Source organism: Sinosporangium siamense (genome assembly GCF_016863435.1).
GTDB lineage: Bacteria > Actinomycetota > Actinomycetes > Streptosporangiales > Streptosporangiaceae > Sinosporangium > Sinosporangium siamense.
The window spans coordinates 46,771-64,460 of sequence record NZ_BOOW01000038.1 but is presented as its reverse complement, the minus strand read 5'-3'; the positions used below and the strand labels follow the sequence as shown (position 1 = coordinate 64,460).

Annotated in this window: 18 protein-coding genes and 2 tRNA genes; 9 read left to right on the top strand and 11 right to left on the bottom strand. The window is 65.3% G+C overall.

The features are described from left to right. The first annotated feature begins 54 nt into the window (after positions 1-54). The 4 genes from Ssi02_RS29260 to Ssi02_RS29245 all read left to right on the top strand — a co-directional run bounded on the left by Ssi02_RS29260 (position 55) and on the right by Ssi02_RS29245 (position 5,407). The gene (locus tag Ssi02_RS29260) at positions 55-1,023 is read left to right on the top strand and encodes a MerR family transcriptional regulator (protein ID WP_204030821.1); all 969 of its coding nucleotides are present in this window, start codon (positions 55-57) and stop codon (positions 1,021-1,023) included. A gap of 189 nt (positions 1,024-1,212) precedes the next feature. Next, the gene (locus Ssi02_RS29255) at positions 1,213-1,953 is read left to right on the top strand and encodes a M15 family metallopeptidase (protein WP_239129975.1); all 741 of its coding nucleotides are present in this window, start codon (positions 1,213-1,215) and stop codon (positions 1,951-1,953) included. 435 nt (positions 1,954-2,388) lie between these two features. Then, a tRNA-Met gene (locus tag Ssi02_RS29250) sits at positions 2,389-2,465 on the top strand. Positions 2,466-2,725: 260 nt separating this feature from the next. Next, a complete protein-coding gene (locus Ssi02_RS29245) occupies positions 2,726-5,407 on the top strand; it encodes a PEP/pyruvate-binding domain-containing protein (RefSeq protein WP_204030819.1) in 2,682 nt (893 codons plus the stop codon). Between the two features lie 80 nt (positions 5,408-5,487). Here Ssi02_RS29245 and Ssi02_RS29240 read toward each other — a convergent pair whose 3' ends face one another. Together Ssi02_RS29240 and Ssi02_RS29235 are read right to left on the bottom strand one after the other, a co-directional pair. Beyond that, entirely contained in the window at positions 5,488-6,120 is a 633-nt protein-coding gene (locus Ssi02_RS29240; protein ID WP_204030818.1) for a response regulator, read from the bottom strand. Next, positions 6,117-7,271 (bottom strand): sensor histidine kinase, encoded by a 1,155-nt coding sequence (locus Ssi02_RS29235; protein ID WP_239129973.1) that lies wholly within the window; start codon positions 7,269-7,271, stop codon positions 6,117-6,119. Before Ssi02_RS29235 ends, Ssi02_RS29240 begins: the two co-directional genes overlap by 4 nt. A 219-nt stretch (positions 7,272-7,490) precedes the next feature. Between Ssi02_RS29235 and Ssi02_RS29230 the strand changes: the two genes are divergently transcribed. Beyond that, positions 7,491-7,566: transfer RNA gene (locus Ssi02_RS29230), tRNA-Arg, on the top strand. 100 nt (positions 7,567-7,666) lie between these two features. Here the strand turns inward: Ssi02_RS29230 and Ssi02_RS29225 are convergent. The 7 genes from Ssi02_RS29225 to Ssi02_RS29195 form a co-directional block, all read right to left on the bottom strand. After that, positions 7,667-8,887, bottom strand: coding sequence for a site-specific integrase (locus Ssi02_RS29225; RefSeq protein WP_239129971.1), 1,221 nt, complete (start codon positions 8,885-8,887; stop codon positions 7,667-7,669). After that, entirely contained in the window at positions 8,884-9,069 is a 186-nt protein-coding gene (locus Ssi02_RS29220) for a helix-turn-helix domain-containing protein (RefSeq protein ID WP_204030816.1), read from the bottom strand. Before Ssi02_RS29220 ends, Ssi02_RS29225 begins: the two co-directional genes overlap by 4 nt. Continuing rightward, a complete protein-coding gene (locus tag Ssi02_RS29215; protein WP_204030815.1) occupies positions 9,066-10,421 on the bottom strand; it encodes a replication initiator in 1,356 nt (451 codons plus the stop codon). The genes Ssi02_RS29220 and Ssi02_RS29215 overlap by 4 nt, the downstream gene beginning before the upstream one ends. Before the next feature lie 94 nt (positions 10,422-10,515). Then, on the bottom strand, positions 10,516-10,914 hold the full coding sequence (locus Ssi02_RS29210; protein WP_204030814.1) for a hypothetical protein: 399 nt from the start codon (positions 10,912-10,914) through the stop codon (positions 10,516-10,518). A 13-nt stretch (positions 10,915-10,927) separates the two neighbouring features. Beyond that, positions 10,928-11,587 (bottom strand): DUF2637 domain-containing protein, encoded by a 660-nt coding sequence (locus tag Ssi02_RS29205; protein WP_204030813.1) that lies wholly within the window; start codon positions 11,585-11,587, stop codon positions 10,928-10,930. Between the two features lie 60 nt (positions 11,588-11,647). Continuing rightward, entirely contained in the window at positions 11,648-12,952 is a 1,305-nt protein-coding gene (locus Ssi02_RS29200) for an FtsK/SpoIIIE domain-containing protein (RefSeq protein WP_307825822.1), read from the bottom strand. Further along, positions 12,945-13,289, bottom strand: a complete 345-nt coding sequence (locus Ssi02_RS29195; RefSeq protein WP_204030812.1) for an SCO3933 family regulatory protein — start codon at positions 13,287-13,289, stop codon at positions 12,945-12,947. The genes Ssi02_RS29200 and Ssi02_RS29195 overlap by 8 nt, the downstream gene beginning before the upstream one ends. Positions 13,290-13,395: 106 nt before the next feature. Between Ssi02_RS29195 and Ssi02_RS29190 the strand changes: the two genes are divergently transcribed. The 3 genes from Ssi02_RS29190 (at position 13,396) to Ssi02_RS29180 (ending at position 15,485) form a co-directional block, all read left to right on the top strand. Continuing rightward, positions 13,396-13,725, top strand: coding sequence for a GntR family transcriptional regulator (locus tag Ssi02_RS29190; RefSeq protein WP_204030811.1), 330 nt, complete (start codon positions 13,396-13,398; stop codon positions 13,723-13,725). Positions 13,726-14,264: 539 nt separating this feature from the next. Further along, a complete protein-coding gene (locus Ssi02_RS29185; protein WP_204030810.1) occupies positions 14,265-15,005 on the top strand; it encodes a helix-turn-helix domain-containing protein in 741 nt (246 codons plus the stop codon). Positions 15,006-15,008: 3 nt separating this feature from the next. Then, complete coding sequence (locus Ssi02_RS29180) at positions 15,009-15,485, top strand: NUDIX hydrolase (RefSeq protein ID WP_204030809.1); 477 nt, start codon at positions 15,009-15,011, stop codon at positions 15,483-15,485. On the opposite strand, the gene Ssi02_RS29175 is transcribed toward Ssi02_RS29180, so the two are convergent. Both Ssi02_RS29175 and Ssi02_RS29170 read right to left on the bottom strand, forming a co-directional pair. Continuing rightward, complete coding sequence (locus Ssi02_RS29175) at positions 15,453-16,019, bottom strand: HD domain-containing protein (protein ID WP_204030808.1); 567 nt, start codon at positions 16,017-16,019, stop codon at positions 15,453-15,455. The genes Ssi02_RS29180 and Ssi02_RS29175 overlap by 33 nt on opposite strands. A gap of 78 nt (positions 16,020-16,097) precedes the next feature. Beyond that, positions 16,098-16,547, bottom strand: coding sequence for a GntR family transcriptional regulator (locus Ssi02_RS29170; protein ID WP_239129968.1), 450 nt, complete (start codon positions 16,545-16,547; stop codon positions 16,098-16,100). 288 nt (positions 16,548-16,835) lie between these two features. On the opposite strand from Ssi02_RS29170, the gene Ssi02_RS29165 reads away from it, so the two are divergent. After that, on the top strand, positions 16,836-17,564 hold the full coding sequence (locus tag Ssi02_RS29165) for a helix-turn-helix domain-containing protein (protein ID WP_204030807.1): 729 nt from the start codon (positions 16,836-16,838) through the stop codon (positions 17,562-17,564). The last annotated feature ends 126 nt before the right edge of the window (positions 17,565-17,690 follow it).

Here is a 17,690-nt window from a genome sequence, read left to right as displayed (position 1 = left end):
GCCCGCCACGCTAAAGTGTCCAGTTACTGGAGACTCAAACGGAATTAATGGACCATGGCTAGATCGCGCGAAGGTTACACAATTGGACAACTCTCCAAGTTGTCCGGCACACCCGTGAAGACCATCAGGTTCTACTCCGACACCGGTGTGCTTCCCGAACGTGAACGCACCCCAGCGGGCTACCGCCTGTACGGCGAAGCCGACCGGGCCAGACTCGGACTGATCCGTACCCTCCGCGAGATCGGCCTCGACCTCGCCACCATCCGCTCCCTGGCCCTCAAAGGCGGCGTCAAGGGAAACGAACTCGTCGAGGTGCTGTCACTCCAGCTCAGGGCCGTGGAAGCCCAGGTGCGGTCGCTTCAGCGCACACGGACAGTGCTGCGCGCCGCACTCGAACGAGGCGACCCCACAGAAGAAGACCTCAACCGGCTCAACACCCTGGGCAAAGTCGGCGCGGCTGAAATGGAAGTGCTCCTCGACGGATTTCTCAGTGACGTGGGCAGCGGCAGCGAGGCATTGGCGACCTGGCTCGCCGGAATGCGGGAGGCCATGCTGCCGCAACTCCCGGAAGACCCCACCTCGGCCCAACTCGACGCGTGGCTCGAACTCGCCACACTGCTGGCCGACGACGATTACCGCGACTCGCTGCGCCAAGACCACAGCGGCTATTGGGATCGCGTCGACGCGTCCGGCGCCGCCCCATACCAGGCGGAGGCCATCTGGCGTATCAACAATATGATCGTCGAGGCGGTGATCGAGGCCAAGGTGAGCGGTGTCCTCCCCACTTCACCGGAGGCCGAGCCGGTTCTCGACCACGCCATGGCACTCATGGCCGAGATGCATCTGGAGAAGGACGGCGAGGATTTCCGGCGCACACTGGCAAAGGGTTACGCCGATCACGACCCCCGATCCGAACGCCACTGGCAGCTGATCGCGATCATCAACGGGGAGCCCATTCCCCTCGAACCCACCGTGGCACACCACTGGATCCGCGACGCCCTGCTCCACCGCGTCACACCGTGAAAGCCCGAGACGGCGCCCACCCGAAAGCCAGCCGTACGGCACAGCCGTGCCGCCACCAATCCGGATCCCGAGCCGAAATCACGCGACGCGCGGAAACACCCGTGCCCACAGGAGATTCACGCCGACTTGATCACCCTGCGAGATGTCACAGTTACGCATCGCATAAACTGCCGCATGCGATACTCACGCTTGTCAACGAAGACCGCGAGGCTGCCGCGGGTCACGGGCGCGCTCGTCCTCGTGTGCCTGGCCGCGACCGCCGCGGCGTGCGGCGGCACGCAGGCGTCCTCGCCCACGCTGTCCGGCACGCCGGCCCCTGCCGATCCCATCCCCACCGCGACCTCCCCGAGCCCCACGCCCACCGCTGCCTTCGCCGCCAAAGTCACAGAGGTGACGAGGAACGAGGTCAAATACTCGTGGCGACCTGGATGCCCGGTTTCCCTGGGCGACCTCAGAAAGGTCACGCTGACCTACTGGGGATTCGACGACAAGCCCCACACCGGCGAACTCGTCGTGAACAAGGCGGTCACCGGCGACATCACCACCGTGTTCAAAAAGCTCTACGACTGGCGGTTCCCCATCGCCCGCATGCAACTCGTTGACGTCTACAAGGGCAGCGACTTCGACTCGATCGAAGTCGACAACACCTCCGCCTTCAACTGCCGCCCGGCGACAGGTTCCAGCAAGTGGTCCCAGCACGCGTACGGCAGAGCCATCGACATCAACCCCCGCGAGAATCCCTACGTGTCCTCGGACGGTTCTGTGGCCCACACAAACGCCCGCAAGTTTGCGAAACGGCCTTTGGACAAGCCTGGCGTGATCAACCCGGGCGACCGCGTGGTCAAGGCGTTCAAGGCCGAGGGCTGGGAATGGGGCGGCTACTGGACGCCCATCAGGGACTACCAGCACTTCAGCAAGGCCGGCGGCTGAGAAGCGGGAGATCGGCGCTCTCGCGAAAGCTCGCTTAAGCCTCTTGAGCGGGTCGAACGCATGGCGTGCGGCACTCCACAGGGACGTCTTCGCCGGTGTGGGAGTGCGGGGACTCACCCAAAGCCACACTCCGCCCCGATCCGGGGGAAACTCTGGCCTGACCTCGCAGGTTCCCGACCGCGCCAACCGGTGCGCGGCTTCCCGTTCAAGCTGAAGCAGGAGCATGTCGATCACGCCACCGGGATTCATCGCCCGATGCCCGGCTTTGCCGTACTTTCTTCAAAGATCCTCTCCGCACCGTGGAGCATCGCATAACCGCAGTTCAGGAGGGGTGTACGGCACAGCCAAGGAAGCGGTTTGACGCATGGCAAGCCGCCGAGGCATTCGATTCGGCGTCGCAGCCCCGCGGAATCGGGTATGGTTGAGACACAACGACGCGGGGTGGAGCAGTTCGGTAGCTCGGCGGGCTCATAATCCGCAGGTCGCAGGTTCAAATCCTGTCCCCGCTACCAAATGGGCGCCCGCCCGGTTCGAAAGAACCGGGCGGGCGTTTTGGTTCTCCAGCCCGCTGTCTCTTCCTGGAGCGCATCTGGCGGCGGCCCTGGCCCGGGCGTGACTTCCGCCGGCCCCGACGACTCGGTGAGCTCCCGAAAGGCTTCGCCCGGTGAACTGCTGAATGTGCTGGCCCAATGTGCTTGCCGAGCGGCCGATTCGATGATTTCATCAGTTGTTGAGTTCGCTGTCCGCGGCATGTATCTGGAAGGACGCGGTCATGTCTGATGCGCTTGTCCTGAAGTTCCACGACATCCCCGACGCGGGGGCTGGGATGTTGGCTCTCGTCGGCGGCAAAGCCGCGAATCTCGGCATACTCACCCGAGCCGGCTTCCCCGTCCCACCCGGACTCTGCATCACAACCGAGGCATACCGCCGCATCGCCGAGCTCGCAGGCCTGGACGAGGTGATCGAGGCACTGGCGCGCGTTTCCGCAACCGACCTTCCCACGCTCAACCAACTCGCCCAGAAGGCGCGGGGCCTGGTGGAGGCGGTCCCCGTCCCAGAGGACATCGCCACCGCCGTCCGCGCAAACGTTCACGGCCCCGTCGCTGTCCGCTCATCGGCGACAGCGGAGGACCTTCCCCACGCCAGCTTCGCCGGTCAGCAGGACACTTTCCTCAATGTGGTCGGCCCGGACGCCGTTCTTGAGGCCGTGCGGCGATGCTGGGCGTCACTCTGGACCGATCGCGCGGTGACCTACCGCACCGCGAACGGCATCGACCACTCGGCGGTGAGGCTCGCCGTCGTCATCCAGGACATGGTCCACGCTGAGATCGCCGGCGTCATGTTCACCGCGAACCCGGTCACAGGCACCCGAACCCAAGCCGTCATCGACGCCGCCTCCGGCCTGGGCGAAGCCGTGGTATCCGGCGAGGTGAACCCTGACCACTTCGTGGTTGACAAGCCCTCGGGCCGGGTCAAAGAGCGGAGCCTCGGCGACAAACTCGTGACGATCCGCTCCCTAGCCGGCGGCGGCACTGAGCGGACATCGGCTGGTTCACCGGGATCCGCCGAAGCCAAACCTTGCATAACCGATGCGCAACTCGCCGCACTCGCCCGCCTGGGCGCCAACGTCGAGAAGCGCTACGGCGCCCCCCAAGACATCGAATGGGCGATCGACGCCGACGGCACCCTCTGGCTCACCCAGACCAGGCCCATCACCACACTCTTCCCCCTTCCCCCGAATGCCCCGGACAACGACCTTCGTGTCTACTTCTGCGCCAGCGTCGCGCAGGGCCTGCAACGCCCTCTCACTCCCATGGGCATCTCGGCCTTTCGCCTGATATCGAGCACTCCGGCCAGGCTGATCGGCATCCCCGTGCCCGACCCCATGAAAGGCGCCCCGATCTTCACCGAGGCAGGGGATCGGCTGTTTGTCGACATCACAGGCATCATGCGCAGCCACGTCGGCCGAGAGATTCTCCCCAGACTCCTCGACGTGATGGAGGCGAGGACAGCTCGCATCCTGCGCGGACTATTCCCAGATCCCAGGCTCAGCCTCACCCTACGGTCACCACTGCCGTTTCTCCGCAGGATCACGCGCATCGCCCTGACCATCGGCTTGCCGGCTCTCGCCGTACAAGCCCTCCTCAATCCCGCCACAGCACACCGCAACGCCGCCCGCGTCGAAGCGGCCCTGAGGGTACGGCTGGCGCCTCCTGACGAGGCCACCCCGGCGCAGCGATTGAAGCACGCTGAACACGCCCTGGGCGCGGGAGTGCTGACAGTGCCGAAGATCGCGCCCAGCGCCATCGTAGGCTTCGCGATGCTTGGCCTGGCGAACTGGCTCCTGAAGAACATCGCCAAACCCGGAGAGATACAGACGGTCCTCCGCGGAGTGCCGCACAATGTCACCACCGAGATGGATCTGGCGCTATGGCAGCTCGCCGAAGACATCCGGAAACACCCTCAAGCGATGAAGCTCATGCTCGAAACCTCGGTCTCCACGCTTGCCGAGAGATATCGGGAGGGTTCGTTGCCACCTGCCGTGGCTGACGGACTTGCCAGCTTCCTGCGGAAGTACGGACATCGTGCGGTAGCGGAGATCGATCTGGGTTTGCCGCGCTGGTCGGAGGAACCCGACCACATCATCGGTGTCCTCGCGAACTACCTGCGGTTGACCGATCCGGATGCGGCCCCCGATGTGCAGTTCGCCCGAGGTGCGACCGAAGCGCGGCGCACGATCAAAGACCTCAGCCGCCGCGCCGGGGGCCTACGAGGAGGGTTGGTGCGCTTCGCCCTGGGCCGGGCACGGGCACTGGTGGGTTTGCGAGAGTTGCCGAAGTTCCTCATGGTGACCGTCTTGGGGGTCGCGAGGGAACAGATCCGCCTGATTGGCGTGGATTTCGCCAAACGCGGCCTCATCAGCAAAGCGGACGACGTCTTCTTCCTCACCCTGCCCGACATCCGCGCAGCCGTGGCCGAACCTGACACTGCTCCCGACCTACGGTCCCTCGTGACAACCCGCCGCGAGTCGTACGAACGGGAGCTTGGCCGCCGCCACACCCCACGCATCTTGCTCTCAGATGGCACCGAACCCGAAGCCGTCGCAGACGCACACATGGTCGCCGTTGCCGGAGCATTGACGGGCACATCGGCTTCAGCAGGCACCGTCACCGGTGTCGCGAGAGTCATCCTCGACCCGACCGGGGCCTATCTGGAGCCCGGCGAGATCCTTGTGTGCCCTTCGACCGATCCGGGGTGGACTCCGTTGTTCCTCACCGCAGGCGGCTTGGTGATGGAAATGGGCGGGGCCAACTCACACGGTGCGGTCGTAGCCCGCGAGTACGGCATTCCCGCCGTGGTGGGCGCCACCGGCGCGACCGAGCACATCACCACCGGCCAGCTCATAACGGTGGACGGCACGTCCGGAGTGGTGCTCACCGCGCAGGAGACCTGAGAACCTCCCTACCGCTCCCCGGCCGATCCTCTACGCAGATCCGCCCTCGTCTCCGGCATTCCCTGCGCCTCCCGCATTCCCTACGTCTCTTGCATCTCCTGCGCGATGATCGCCGCCTGCACCCGGCTGCGCAGCCCAAGCTTGTGCAGCAGCCGGCTGACATGCGTCTTAGTGGTCGCCTCGGCCATAAAGAGCTCCTCGGCGATCTCAGCGTTGGAAAGCCCCCGCCCAATGCACATCAACACCTCCCGCTCCCGGGGAGTGAGACGCGAAAGGTCATACCGCTCGCGCGGCTCCGCCGGCGACGAGGCGAACGAAGCGATCAACTTCCGAGTCACCGACGGCGAAATCAGCCCCTCCCCCCGAGCCACCAAACGCACCGCCTCCACCAGCGCATCGGCGTCGGTGTTCTTCAACAGAAAGCCGGCCGCGCCCGCCCGCAGCGCCCCGAAAACGTATTGGTCGATATCGAACGTCGTCAGAATGAGCACATCGGTGACCCCGCCAAGCGCCCTGGTCGCGGCGATCCCGTCCATGCGCGGCATGCGGACATCCATCAACACCACATCGGGCCCCAGCTCCATGGCCATCGCCACGGCCTGCTCACCGTCCGCCGCCTCACCCACGACTTCAATATCGTCGGTCCCGTCAAGGATCAACACGATCCCGGCCCGCACCGCGGCGTGATCATCCGCGACCAGCACTCGAATCATGAATCCATCTTCCGCGCGGGGATCTTCGGGGCGGCCGACTGGGAAAACTCAGCCCGGACCCGCCACCCGCCGTCAAAAGGCCCTGCCTCAAGCGTCCCGCCGACCAGCGAGGCCCGCTCCTTCATCCCGATCAGCCCCGACTGGGCCCCCGGAAGCACAGCCGTACGCTCCGCCACCGGATTCTCGATCACCACGACAATCCGATCGTCCTCATAATCGATCGACACCAGCCCCTTGGCCTCCCCATGCTTCAGCACGTTGGTCAACGCCTCCTGCACAATGCGATAACCCGCCAGATCCATCGCCGCCGGCAGATCCCTGGGCACCCCCGAAATCCGCAACTCCACACGCACTCCCGCCTGCCGCGACCTCTCGACCAGCTGGTTTGCATCGGCCAGCCGGTGCCTGACCGCCTCCACCTCGTCGTTGTCCTGACGCAGCAGCCCGATCATGGTGCGCATCTCACTCATGCCCTCGACGCTGTTCTCCCTGATCGACTCCAGCACCCGCCGCACCACCGGCGTCTCCAAATCGTTCCGAGACAGCACAGCCGTCGACTGAATGGCGATCGCACTGAAGTGGTTGGCAATCATGTCGTGCAGCTCGCGAGCCATCCGGCTACGCTCCGCCACCACCGCCGCACGCCTGTCCAACTCCGCCAGACGGGCCATCTGCTCCGCCCGCTCCCGCTCCAGATGCACCTGATCCCAGTGCTGCCGCACAATCACCGCCGTCGTGATAGGCGTCAAAATCACCAGCCCCGCCTGCACAGTCCACAACAAAATCGAGATCCACCCCTGGTTCAACACCAGCGCGACCACGCCCGACACCACCACGACCGGCGCCGCAATCCACAACATCCACCGGGCCAGCCGGCGGGGACCGTACAGAGCCGCGGAGTAGAGATTGTCGGTAAAGATCAGCACCGTCCCCGTGGACGGCCCCAACACCAAATCCCCCGCGATCCCCACCAACCCAACCACCAACGCCCCAACCGGTGCCCGCCGCCGTATCACCACCCCAACCGAGACCAGCAACAGCGGCCCGACCAACATGTAGTCCGGGTACCCCCGCGACGCATGCGCCCCACCAAAGATCATCAACAGACCCACACAGAAGACCCCCACGGCCATCAGCGAGTCACGTTTCATACCCCCCATCTCACCACCTGACCAGCCATTCCTCCTCCAGCCCTAGACGGGGATCCCCATCCACCAAACGATGTACACACCCCACCCGCCGTCGCCACCCTCACCTCAGAGGACACAGCTGAGTGGTCTGGGCCGGGCAATTATTGGCTCTAGCACCCATGTGAGGTCTGGTAGAGTTCTTTCAGCCCGAGAGACCACAAGGCCAACCGGGACAGGCAAGCGGCCGTAGCTCAATGGATAGAGCATCTGACTACGGATCAGAAGGTTAGGGGTTCGAGTCCTCTCGGCCGCGCCACATAAGAAGGCCCGTGAACAGGCGAAACGCCGGTCACGGGCCTTAGTGTTTCACGGCAGAGTCGAGATCTTGCTAACAGCCTTGCTAACAGGGTGATCGTTCAGTCGCCGATCGCCTTTGCGAAGACGTCGGCCGCCGACGCTTCGGCCGCCCGGACCACGTGGGCGTAGACACGGAGTGTGATCGCAGGATCGGCGTGGCCGAGACGGGCCGCGACCACATGCACGGGAACGCCGGCGAGCAGGAGCGTTGTCGCGTGAATGTGCCGGAGGTCGTGAAGCCGGGCGCGAGGCAGCTCGTCATCGGGATGCGTGGTGTTGTGCCGCTTGATCAGGATCGGGAATAGCGAGCTGACCGTGTCCGGGTGGATCGGTTCGCCCCAGCCGGTGGTGAACACGTGGTCCGTCGAGCCGCGCCATGCGGATCCGGCCTTTAGTTTGTCAGCGGCCTGCATCTTCTTTTGCAGACGAAGAACCTTGACCGAGGCAGCATCTAGGCTGACGATTCGCTTCCGGCCGCTCTTGGTGGTTCCCTCTACCCTTTCGCCGTCGATGAAGGCCGTGGAGCCGGTGATGGTGATCTGCTTGCCGTCGAGGTCGACATCGGCCCACCGGAGATGGAGGAGCTCCCCGCGACGCGCACCGGTGTAGGCGGCCAAGTGGAAGAAGGTCCACAGCCGGTGCTCACGGGCCGATCTGAGAAACGCCTTAAGCTGCGTGGTCGTCCACACCGTTCCTGGCTCGCCGACTTCGCGACGTGGCCGTTTGGCCTTTTCGATGGGGCTGGACACGAGGATCTCGTCAACCTCCACGGCGTCACGGAATGCCTTTCTGAGGACGGCGTGGACGTAGTCGACTGTGCGGGAGGACAGTGCCCGTCCTTCCTTCCCGCCGTGCTTGGTCAGGTCGCGGTACAGCTTTGTGACCGTCGATGGGCGGATGGCCTGCATTCGAAGCAGGCCGATGTGCGGCTTGACGTAGCGCGTGACGATGTTCTGGTAGTCCTTGAGGGTCTTCGGCTTGATCGCCACGGCGTGTGCTTCGAGCCATTCGTCAAGGTATTGGCCGACCGTGATGGTGTTCCGGTCGACGTATTCACCACGATAGGCGCTGACACGCGCCTCGTCCCGGGCGGCCTTGGCCTCATTCTCTGTGGCGAAGCCACCCACCCACCGCGGCCTGCTCAGCCCGGTCTCCGGGTCCTTGACGCGGATGACGTAGGACCAGGTGGCTCCGCGTTTCATGACGCCGTCACGAAGCTTGGGAACGACTTTCCGCTTTCTGTTCGGCTCGTCAGGAGTCATCGCCCGAGGCTTGGTCATGCTGCCGCTCCTTTCGTGAGCAGTTCTTGGATGTACTCCTGAAGGGAGGAGACGGGGACGCGTCGCGAGCCGTCGATCTTGATGGAGGCGACCGTTCCGGAGGTGATCAGTTCGTAGAACTTGCTGCGGGAGATACCGAGGGATTGGGCGGCTTGGGGCACGGTCAGGAGGAGTTGCGTCACACGCGCCCCCCGAAGTGACCGGTGAGAGAAGCGGTCAGCAGTTGCTCGCCCGGTGAGAGTCCGCTACCCGCGTAGGTCCAGGATGCGATCTTGAGCGCGGTGTCCTCGTCGAAGTGGGGGAGTCGGCTGGCGGCAACGGCGTCGGCCTTGAGGTGGTCGATGCGTTCGACGCGGATCTCGCCGAGGGTGGTCGAGTAGTGGCGGGACCTGGTCGAGAAGTGGCCGCGGTAGCCGAGCATGTGAGCCCATTCGGCCAGCCGGAGATGCGCAAGGCTCTCGTCCTCCGACAGCCGGAAGCATTCGGCGATGAGGCGCCTGACGTGGTCACGGACGGCTAGCGCGGTGAGATCTTCAAGCGGGTGAATGCGCCGGTCGAGGGTGCCGGTGCTCTCGGCCGCCTTGGTGGCGTACTTCGCGATGTAGCCGGCCACGGCTTGCCGGGTGAGTTCTCCAGCGAGGGTGATGGGCCGGACGTCTAGTTGGTCACCCCAGCGCAGGACGCGAGCAGGTTGGCCGGTCGTGGCCGGGATGGTGGCGGTGACGGCGCCCGCGGCCTGCCGTACGGCTTGTGTGAGCAGCTCGGTTTCCACACGGGCCCGAGGCGTCGAGGTGGGGCCGTCAGGTCCGTCGAGGCGGATAACGGCGTGCAGGTGGACGACACCCCGCCGTTGGAACTCGGCGACCTTGGCGAAGGCGACCGTCACCAGTCGGCGCAAGTCGCGCAGCGTTGAGCCGATGAGTTTGGCCACGCGTCCACGGAGAGCGTCGGTGAACCGCTTCCACAGCAGCGGGGCGACGGAGTTGAACAGAACGGAGCCCGGGTAGTCGTAGCACCCGGAGCAGACCGGTTCGCCGAGACGGGGATCGTCAGCGCTGTGCCGCGCCATGCACGACAGCAGGCGACTATGCGGGCAGGTGGGCGCATCACGGCGGGGACGACACGGTTTGCCGTCGCGGTGGGTGTGAACGGGGCCGAAGGATGGCGCGGTGAGTGTCACGAACAGGCACGGGTGGGTGGCGACCGATTCGGGCACGCCCTTCCCGCCGGTCAGGCCGGCACGGATGAGGTGGTAGGTGTCCGCACGGTAGATCTCGGCGCAGGCGGGGCAGCGGGAGGCGCGGCGGGTTTTGCAGGGGACACGAAGGAAGCCGTCGGGCTCAAGGTGTGTGCTGTAGCGGTGGAGGAGTCGGCCGGTGGCACGGTCGTAGTGTTCGACCTTGCCGCGTAGGCGGACAGGTTGGCGGCAACCGCCGCATTTGCGTACCTGGGCGGCCCATCGGTCGTATTGCGGGTGGTTCAGCCGAGCGATCATGCCGTGGATTGCGTGCGCGTTGGTGGCGCTTGTGGGCATGATGGAACCTCCTTTCACTCGTTCGGGTGGAGGGATGGCCCCCGACCTGGCGGTCGTCTTGGCGGATGTGCGGCCAGGCCGGGGGCGCCTGGTTTTAGCGGGAGCGAATCCTGTTGCGGTCCCGGCCGGTGGCGCCGTCGCGATCACTCTTCGGGTGGCTCTGGGCAGCCGCGTCGGCGTTATCTGGAGTGACGCAACCGAAGTAGGTGGAATCCGCCTCGTATTGAGCGCGCTTGGCGGCGAATACGGCGATCGCCTCGTAGACGACGGGGCCGAAGGGGATGCCCGTCTTGTAGTGGTAGTCCTGAGAAACCGGTGAGCCGAGCAGAGAGGCGATCTGATCGATTGCAGCGGTCATTTCCGCGTCGTCGGCGGTCGGCGGGAAGTAGTGGATAGGGACGCCGTGCAGGGGGACGGGGATGCCGGGGTTGCTGTCGAGGAAGTCGGCCAGGTCGCGAAGTCCGTTGGTCAGGGCCTTTCGGTGGTCGGTCATGGGCGAGTTCCTTTCATCGGATGGCTTGCGCCGTTGAGTGGATGTGGCGGTGTAAGTCGGAGGCGAGTTGGCTGGAGACGCCGAGCCGGGCGCGAAGGGCATCGCTGGTGATCGGTCTGCCGTGCTTGGCGTGGTGCTCGTCGGCCAGGCGTTGGGCGTAGTCGAGGAGTGCCGGAGCCGGGGGAGCGGCGTCGACGGGTTCGCCCTCGCCGACGTGAGCAGTGGCCGAGGACAGCTCGGGGACGTCGAGGGACGACGACGGCCCGGATTCGCGGCGGAGCGCAGGATCGAGGCCGAGCGCACGGCGTTCCAGCATCGAGACCGCGATGAGGAACGCACCCGCAGGTGTGGCAGCGGTTATCCATCCCCAGACGGATGGAGAGGCTTGGTGGAGGTTCGCGGCCAAGGACAGGATGACGCCGCCGGCCAGTACAAGGGTGGGCCAGGAGATCCACCCCCGGCGTTCGCGATTGATCTTCTTGTCCCTGTGCCGCTCGCGGGCGGCCATGACACAGGTGAGGTCGATGCAGACCGCGATGGCCCAGGACATCCATCCGGCCTGGCCGTTCTCGTATGCGGTGTCGCGTATGTGGGTGAACGATCCGGCACCCGCGATGACCGCCAGCACGAGAATCGGTGCCGAGTCGAGCAGTCGGCCGGCGAAGCGTCGCATCGTCTCCCCCTTTCATAGGTTGGGCGTTGAGCACTTCAGGTCGGTCCTGTTCGGTGTCTCCTAGGCGCCTGCTGTGATCTCCGCCCAGGAAGGGGCGAGAGCGGCGTGCGTGAGAGCAGCGTGTTCAGCTGCCTGCTGGGAAACGAAGAAGGACCTTGCGCGGGACCACCGGCCGTCTTGGCCTGCAACCACTGCGACCCCTGGTGTTTCTGCGGGAATGGCCCGAGCGGAGATCAGCGCGGAGGGATCGAGGTCCCCGAGGGTCATGGCCGCGGTCTCAGGATCGTTGACCCGGTGGCAGATTCGCCCGGAACACTGGGCGCGTAAGGCGGTGACACTGACGCCGAGGTCGGAGCCGATCCGCTGACCTGACAGGAACAGGTAGATCCCGAACGCCCGCCCGAGTTGGGCCACGCGCAGCATCGCCGTAGAGGTCTTGGCGATCTGATCCTTCTCGGACTTGTCGGCCATCAGGTACAGCTCTGCCAGCTCATCGATCAAGACCACGATCGGGACAGGTCGTACGGCAGAGCCGAGTTGCCAGACGTTGCGAACGCCGCTCGTCCTGCACAGGTCCATCCGGGAGGCCATCAGCGCTACGAGGTCATCGAGCAGGCTCACCGATTCGGCCCGAGATGTCGCCAGCGCTGATAGGCGAGGTGCGTAGGGGGTGAACTCGACCCCGCCTTTGAGGTCGAAGCCAACCAGGGCGACCGGTTGCGGCGCCAATCCGATGAGCAGGACATTCGCCAGGTTGGATTTGCCGGATTGGGTGGCGCCCGCGTTCAACCAGTGTGGGACGGTGCGGAAGTCGATCTCCCATGGCCGACCGGTCTCCAACCGACCCACGGCGACCTTGAGCAGCTCAACGGAGAGCGGCGAGTCATTGACTTCGACCAGCGGGTCGCGCACGGTCGCGGTCAGAACGACCCGCCCGGGGCGAGGCGAGGTGGCGCGTACAGCGTGGATGCCCCAGGAGTGGGCAAGGCGTTCGGCCGCTTGCGCGTAGTCTTCGGGGATCTGTCCCTCAAGGGTGTGCAGGGTGACGCGCCAGCCGAACCGGGTCGGCATCGGGATGCCCATGGACGGCTTGGTGTCTACGGCGACGCGTTGGAAGCGCCGCCGTACTCGAACGATGCCGGTGGAGGCGATCAGGCTGGGGACGGTGGTGAACCACCAGCGTTGTCGCTTCTTGGTGAGCCCGCAGCCGAGGGCCACTCGGCGCCAGGTGGCGCGAATGTGGATCGCCACGAGGGGGAAGCCGACTATCGGCCAGAAGGACCGGTAGTGCCAGTGCCGCCAGCCCAGCAGTCCGGCTGTGCCGGCCACCAGGACCATCAGCGCGACAGGCAGGGCCTCAGGCAAACTCGTCTCCCCGCGCGTCGGCGGAGGTGGAAACAAGCGAGGCTGCTCGGTAGGAGATGCCCCAGCGTCCGGAGATCTCCCAGACGTAGCCCACCAGACCGACGGGCTTCACCTCATCGCCGGGCGAGATGAGCGGCTCGCCGACGGTGCCGATCTTGACGAGTTCGATCCGGTCGGACTGGTCTTCGACGGAGAGGGTGACCTCATATAGGGTCTGGCCGCTCGCCTTGTCGGTCTTGATCTCTCCGGTCTCCTTGTTGAGCAGTCGCGGCCGAGGGGCCCGGACGCAGGTGAAGTGCAGTCGAGCGGTGTCTACGGGGATCGGAACGTTACGCATGTGTGGTCCTCCTCGTCGTCCTGGTCAACATAGTTAACCTGGTTGGCTCAGTTGTCAATGTTCTCCGGGTTGGCTTGGTTGTGTTTCCGTGGTGAGATAAGCAGCGATGGTGAAGAACACCGGGCGGCCCGGCTATCTCCAGATCGCTGATGACCTGCGTGAGCAGATCCGCAGCGGGTCACTCGCGCCCGGGATCGCCCTCCCGTCTACGGCACAGCTCGCCGAGCGCTACGACGCCTCGTTGAGCGTGGTGAAGATGGCGGTGGGCATCTTGCGGAACGAGGGGCTCGTCATCGGCCAGCAGGGCAAGGGCGTCTTCGTCCGAGAGAGCGATATCCCTGCGGGAGACGAGGTCAGTGAGCTTCGCGCCGCCGTACGGGAACTGTCGGAACGACTCGCGAGGGTCGAAGCGGCGCTGTCGCAGCAGCAGAAGTAGGCGCGTCGTTTCTGACGTGGCAGCCTGTCACCCGCCGTGCCAGGGAAGCCGCCACATTCGTGGGGGCGTGACTGAGGCTCATCGCCTTGTCCTCACGGCGGATGCCGATGAGGACGGCTACATAGCCGACAAGCAGCGCGAAGCCGAGCAGAGCGGCGATGATCAGCGGAAGCACTGTCATCACCGGTCAGCCCCGGTCTGATCGGTGCCCCGGGCGTCACGCGGGGGCCGGCGGGTCTCGCCGCGCCGGTTGCGCATCCTCCTCGCCCTCGCCTTCTTAGTCCACCGGTCGCGGGCCAGGCATCTACGGCAGCGGGTCTGCCCTCGGGTGGGTTGGGCACCGCACCCGCAGAGAGGGGATTTGTTGGTCATGGTTGCATCACCTGTCCTTTCGGGCTTTCGAGTCGCTGTGGGCGTGCCGTGCGATATCGAGAGTGCGCCGAGAGGGCAGGACGAGATCACTACAGGACGGGACATGTTCAAGACGTCCACCCTAGGATGGCTGGGTTCCCCGACGTCCTAGGCCACGAGCAGGTGAGATGGCGAACGAGAGGCTGCGCGCGGCACTGTTGGCCAGGGGCATGAGCGTCGCCGCCCTGGCGGAGGCGATCGGTGTGGACCCCAAGACCGTCGAACGGTGGATCACCAAAGACCGCGAGCCGTACCGCAAACACCGGTTCGCCGTTGCCTCACTACTCGGCGTGGACGAGTCGTACCTGTGGCCGAGGGCTCTCAGCCGTGAGCAGGTCGTGTCGGCCTCGGAGAGCGAGATCGTCACCATCTACCCTCACCGCTGGATCGTCGTACGAGAGGTGTGGGAGCGGCTCTTCGCCGACGCGTCGCAGGACATCGGTGTCCTGGTCTACAGCGGTTTGTTCCTCGCCGACGACGCGGGTCTGGTCCGCCTGCTTGAGGAGAAGGCCGCAGCGGGGGTGCGGGTGCGGATTCTCCTCGGACATCCGGATTGCGCTGAGGTGGAGCGGCGAGGCGCGGACGAGGGCGTCGGGGACAGCATGGCCGCGCAGATCAGGAGCGCTCTGGTCTTCTACCGCCCCCTGCTGGGGCTGGAGAACGTCGAGATCCGGTTGCATCGGACAGTGCTGTACAACTCGATCTACCGAGCCGACGATCAACTGCTGGTCAACACGCATGTGTACGGAACCCGCGCCGGCAACGCACCGGTGCTGCATCTCCGGCGGGTCGCCGGGGGCACCATGGTGAGCACCTACCTGGACAGCTTCGAGAAGGTGTGGGCGGGAGCAACGCCAGTAGGGTCATGAGCCATGGCCCAGCGCATCGACTTCTACGACGACCCGGACGCCCCCGCAGCCAACAGCCTCGTCCCATCGGTGAACGTGGTGGTCACCAACGCCGGCGGTGAGCTCTTGATGATCCACCGCAGCGACAACGACAACTGGGCAGTCCCCGGCGGCGCGATCGATCTCGGCGAATCGCTGCCGGAGGCTGCGGTGCGCGAGACGCTGGAGGAGACCGGGATCACGTGTGAGGTCACCGGGCTGGTCGGCATCTACACCGACCCCCGCCACGTGATCCTCTACACCTCCGACGGCGAGGCGCGGCAGGAGTTCTCCATCATGCTGACCGGCCGCTACCTGGAGGGAGAGCCCCGTTCGAGCACGGAGTCACGCGAGGTGCGGTGGGTGCCCCGCGGCCAGGTCGCGTCACTGCCGATGGACCGGTCGATGCGGATGCGCATCGAGCACTTCCTAGGCGGTACGGCTCTGCCGTACATCGGATAGCGCCGCTTCGACCGCACGGACCGAGGCCAGGATGCACGGGGTGGCCGCGGTGATCGAGCGGCTGACCAGGTGATCGGGCCCGTACCGGGCATGGATCTCGCCGAGGCGGTCGGTCACGTCAAGGTGGCGGCCGTCGGGGCCCGTGGTCATGTCGCAATAGGTCAGCGCTTGGGCCAGCTCGGGACTTTCCTCGTCGAACTCCCCGGTGAGGAGGTCGTACAGGTCCCGTTGGGTCGCTTCGTTGACCGAGCAGGAGTGGTGTGCCACCAGCCGACATATCGTGTCATCGGCGTGGGCGACGTCGCGTAGGTATCGCGCGCCGTCGAGCTGATGCATGCCTGTGTCGACGAGGTCTGGGGCGTACCCGATGTCGTGCAGGTATGCGGCGGCAATCAAGGTATCGGCCTGGTCACCGAGAATGGCCGTCAGCGATTCGGCCCGCCGCGCGACCCCCTTGGTGTGCGCCCAGCGACGCGGCAGCGACTCCTTCAGGAGATTTCTGGCCAGGTCATAAGCCCAATCGATGTGTCCCATACCGTCCACGATCGCTGTTTGCGCCTTGCGCGCTCCAGGGCGTGACGAAGACGTCTTGAGACGTCTGGATCACCGTGGTCAGCGGACATAGCGCCCTTTGCCATGTCTCGTGGTGATCAGTCCCGCCTGCTCAAGTTCGGCATACGCCCGACGCACAGTGTTTCGAGAGGTCTCATAACGGCGCTGAAGTGCTGATTCACTCGGTAGCCTGCTTCCAGGCGGGGAGATGCCGTCTTCGATCATCTTGCGCAGCTCTCCCAAGATGAGCCGGTATCGATAGGGCTCATGGGGCAGCCGATCCCTCTCGACCACTACGCGCCCCTTGGCCGGGACGGTGATGATGAGCCTCTCGTCCTCAAGCACGGCCAATGCCCGCCGTAGCGTGTTGCGAGCAACATGGAATTCTTTGCACAGCGCTGCTTCTGACGGCATCACCGAACCCGCCGCATAGTCGCCGGCGACTATCCTCGTCCGTAGACGGTCGGCGATCTGTGGGAAGACCCGTCCGCCGGTGATGTACTCACCCACGTTCAGAGCCTGCTTGCCAAGGGCGCATGTACGCGTAGGGGGTAACGGTCATTGCCGAAGGAGATCGTCGCTTTCGCTCCATCGGTTCACTCCGCGACGCAACCGCCAGCTCCTCGCCGTATGACCACGGCAGTCGTGTAGGCGCCCCCAAGATTTGCGTCCTTCCCTTATGCCCGGCTGTACGTCAACCCTGCTCGGGCGCAGGGAACCTCTACACCCCGAGTGTGGGACGTCTAGGGACGTCTTGTGTTAGCGTCGCAGGCAACCAGCCCGGCCCTGGAGACGCTCATGAACGAGAACCTGCGCAGTGCGATGATCAGAGCACACCTCCGAGCCACCGACGTAGCCGCGCACATCGCCGTCGACCCCAAAACCGTTGAGCGCTGGATTCACGGCCGCACACCGCACCCCCGCCACCGCCGAGCCGTCGCCGACCTCCTCAAAACCGACGAGCGTGCCCTGTGGCCCGAACTTGCTCCACGCCAGCGGGCTATGCCTCCTGAGATCCAGGCGGTCTACCCTCACAGATGGGCCGTCCCCCGTACCGTATGGCGACGCTTCTTCGCAGCGGCGAAAGAGGACATCGCCATCCTGGTCTACAGCGGCCTGTTCCTCGCCGAAGACACCGGGCTTCTCCACCTTCTCGCCGATCAGGCCCGAGCCGGCGTGCACGTCCGGCTTCTCTTGGGCGCCCCTGACAGCCCCACCGTCGCTGCCCGGGGCGAAGAGGAAGGCATCGGCTCCGATGTCATGACCGCCCGGGTGCACAACGCACTCACCCTGTACCGCTCCCTCGCTGAGGTGAAGGGCGTCGAGCTTCGCCTACACCAAACCGTCCTCTACGCCTCGATCTACCGCGCAGACAGCAACCTGCTCGTTAACCCGCATGTATACGGGGTCCCTGCTTCTAAAGCACCCGTCATGCACCTCAACGCCACCACGGCTGATGGTGCGGCGATCACCTACCTGAAGAGCTACGAACGCATCTGGTCCAGGGCTGAGCCATCACCTTCGTGATCGGGACCAAGGGCTCTCTGAGATCGACAGAAACTTTTCTCTACGTCTTTAAAGGCGGACCGCTGCGCGGCCCGCCGCGCGTCGGGCGGTCACGGGCCGCGCTGCGGCTCTCCGGCCGGTCGCGCC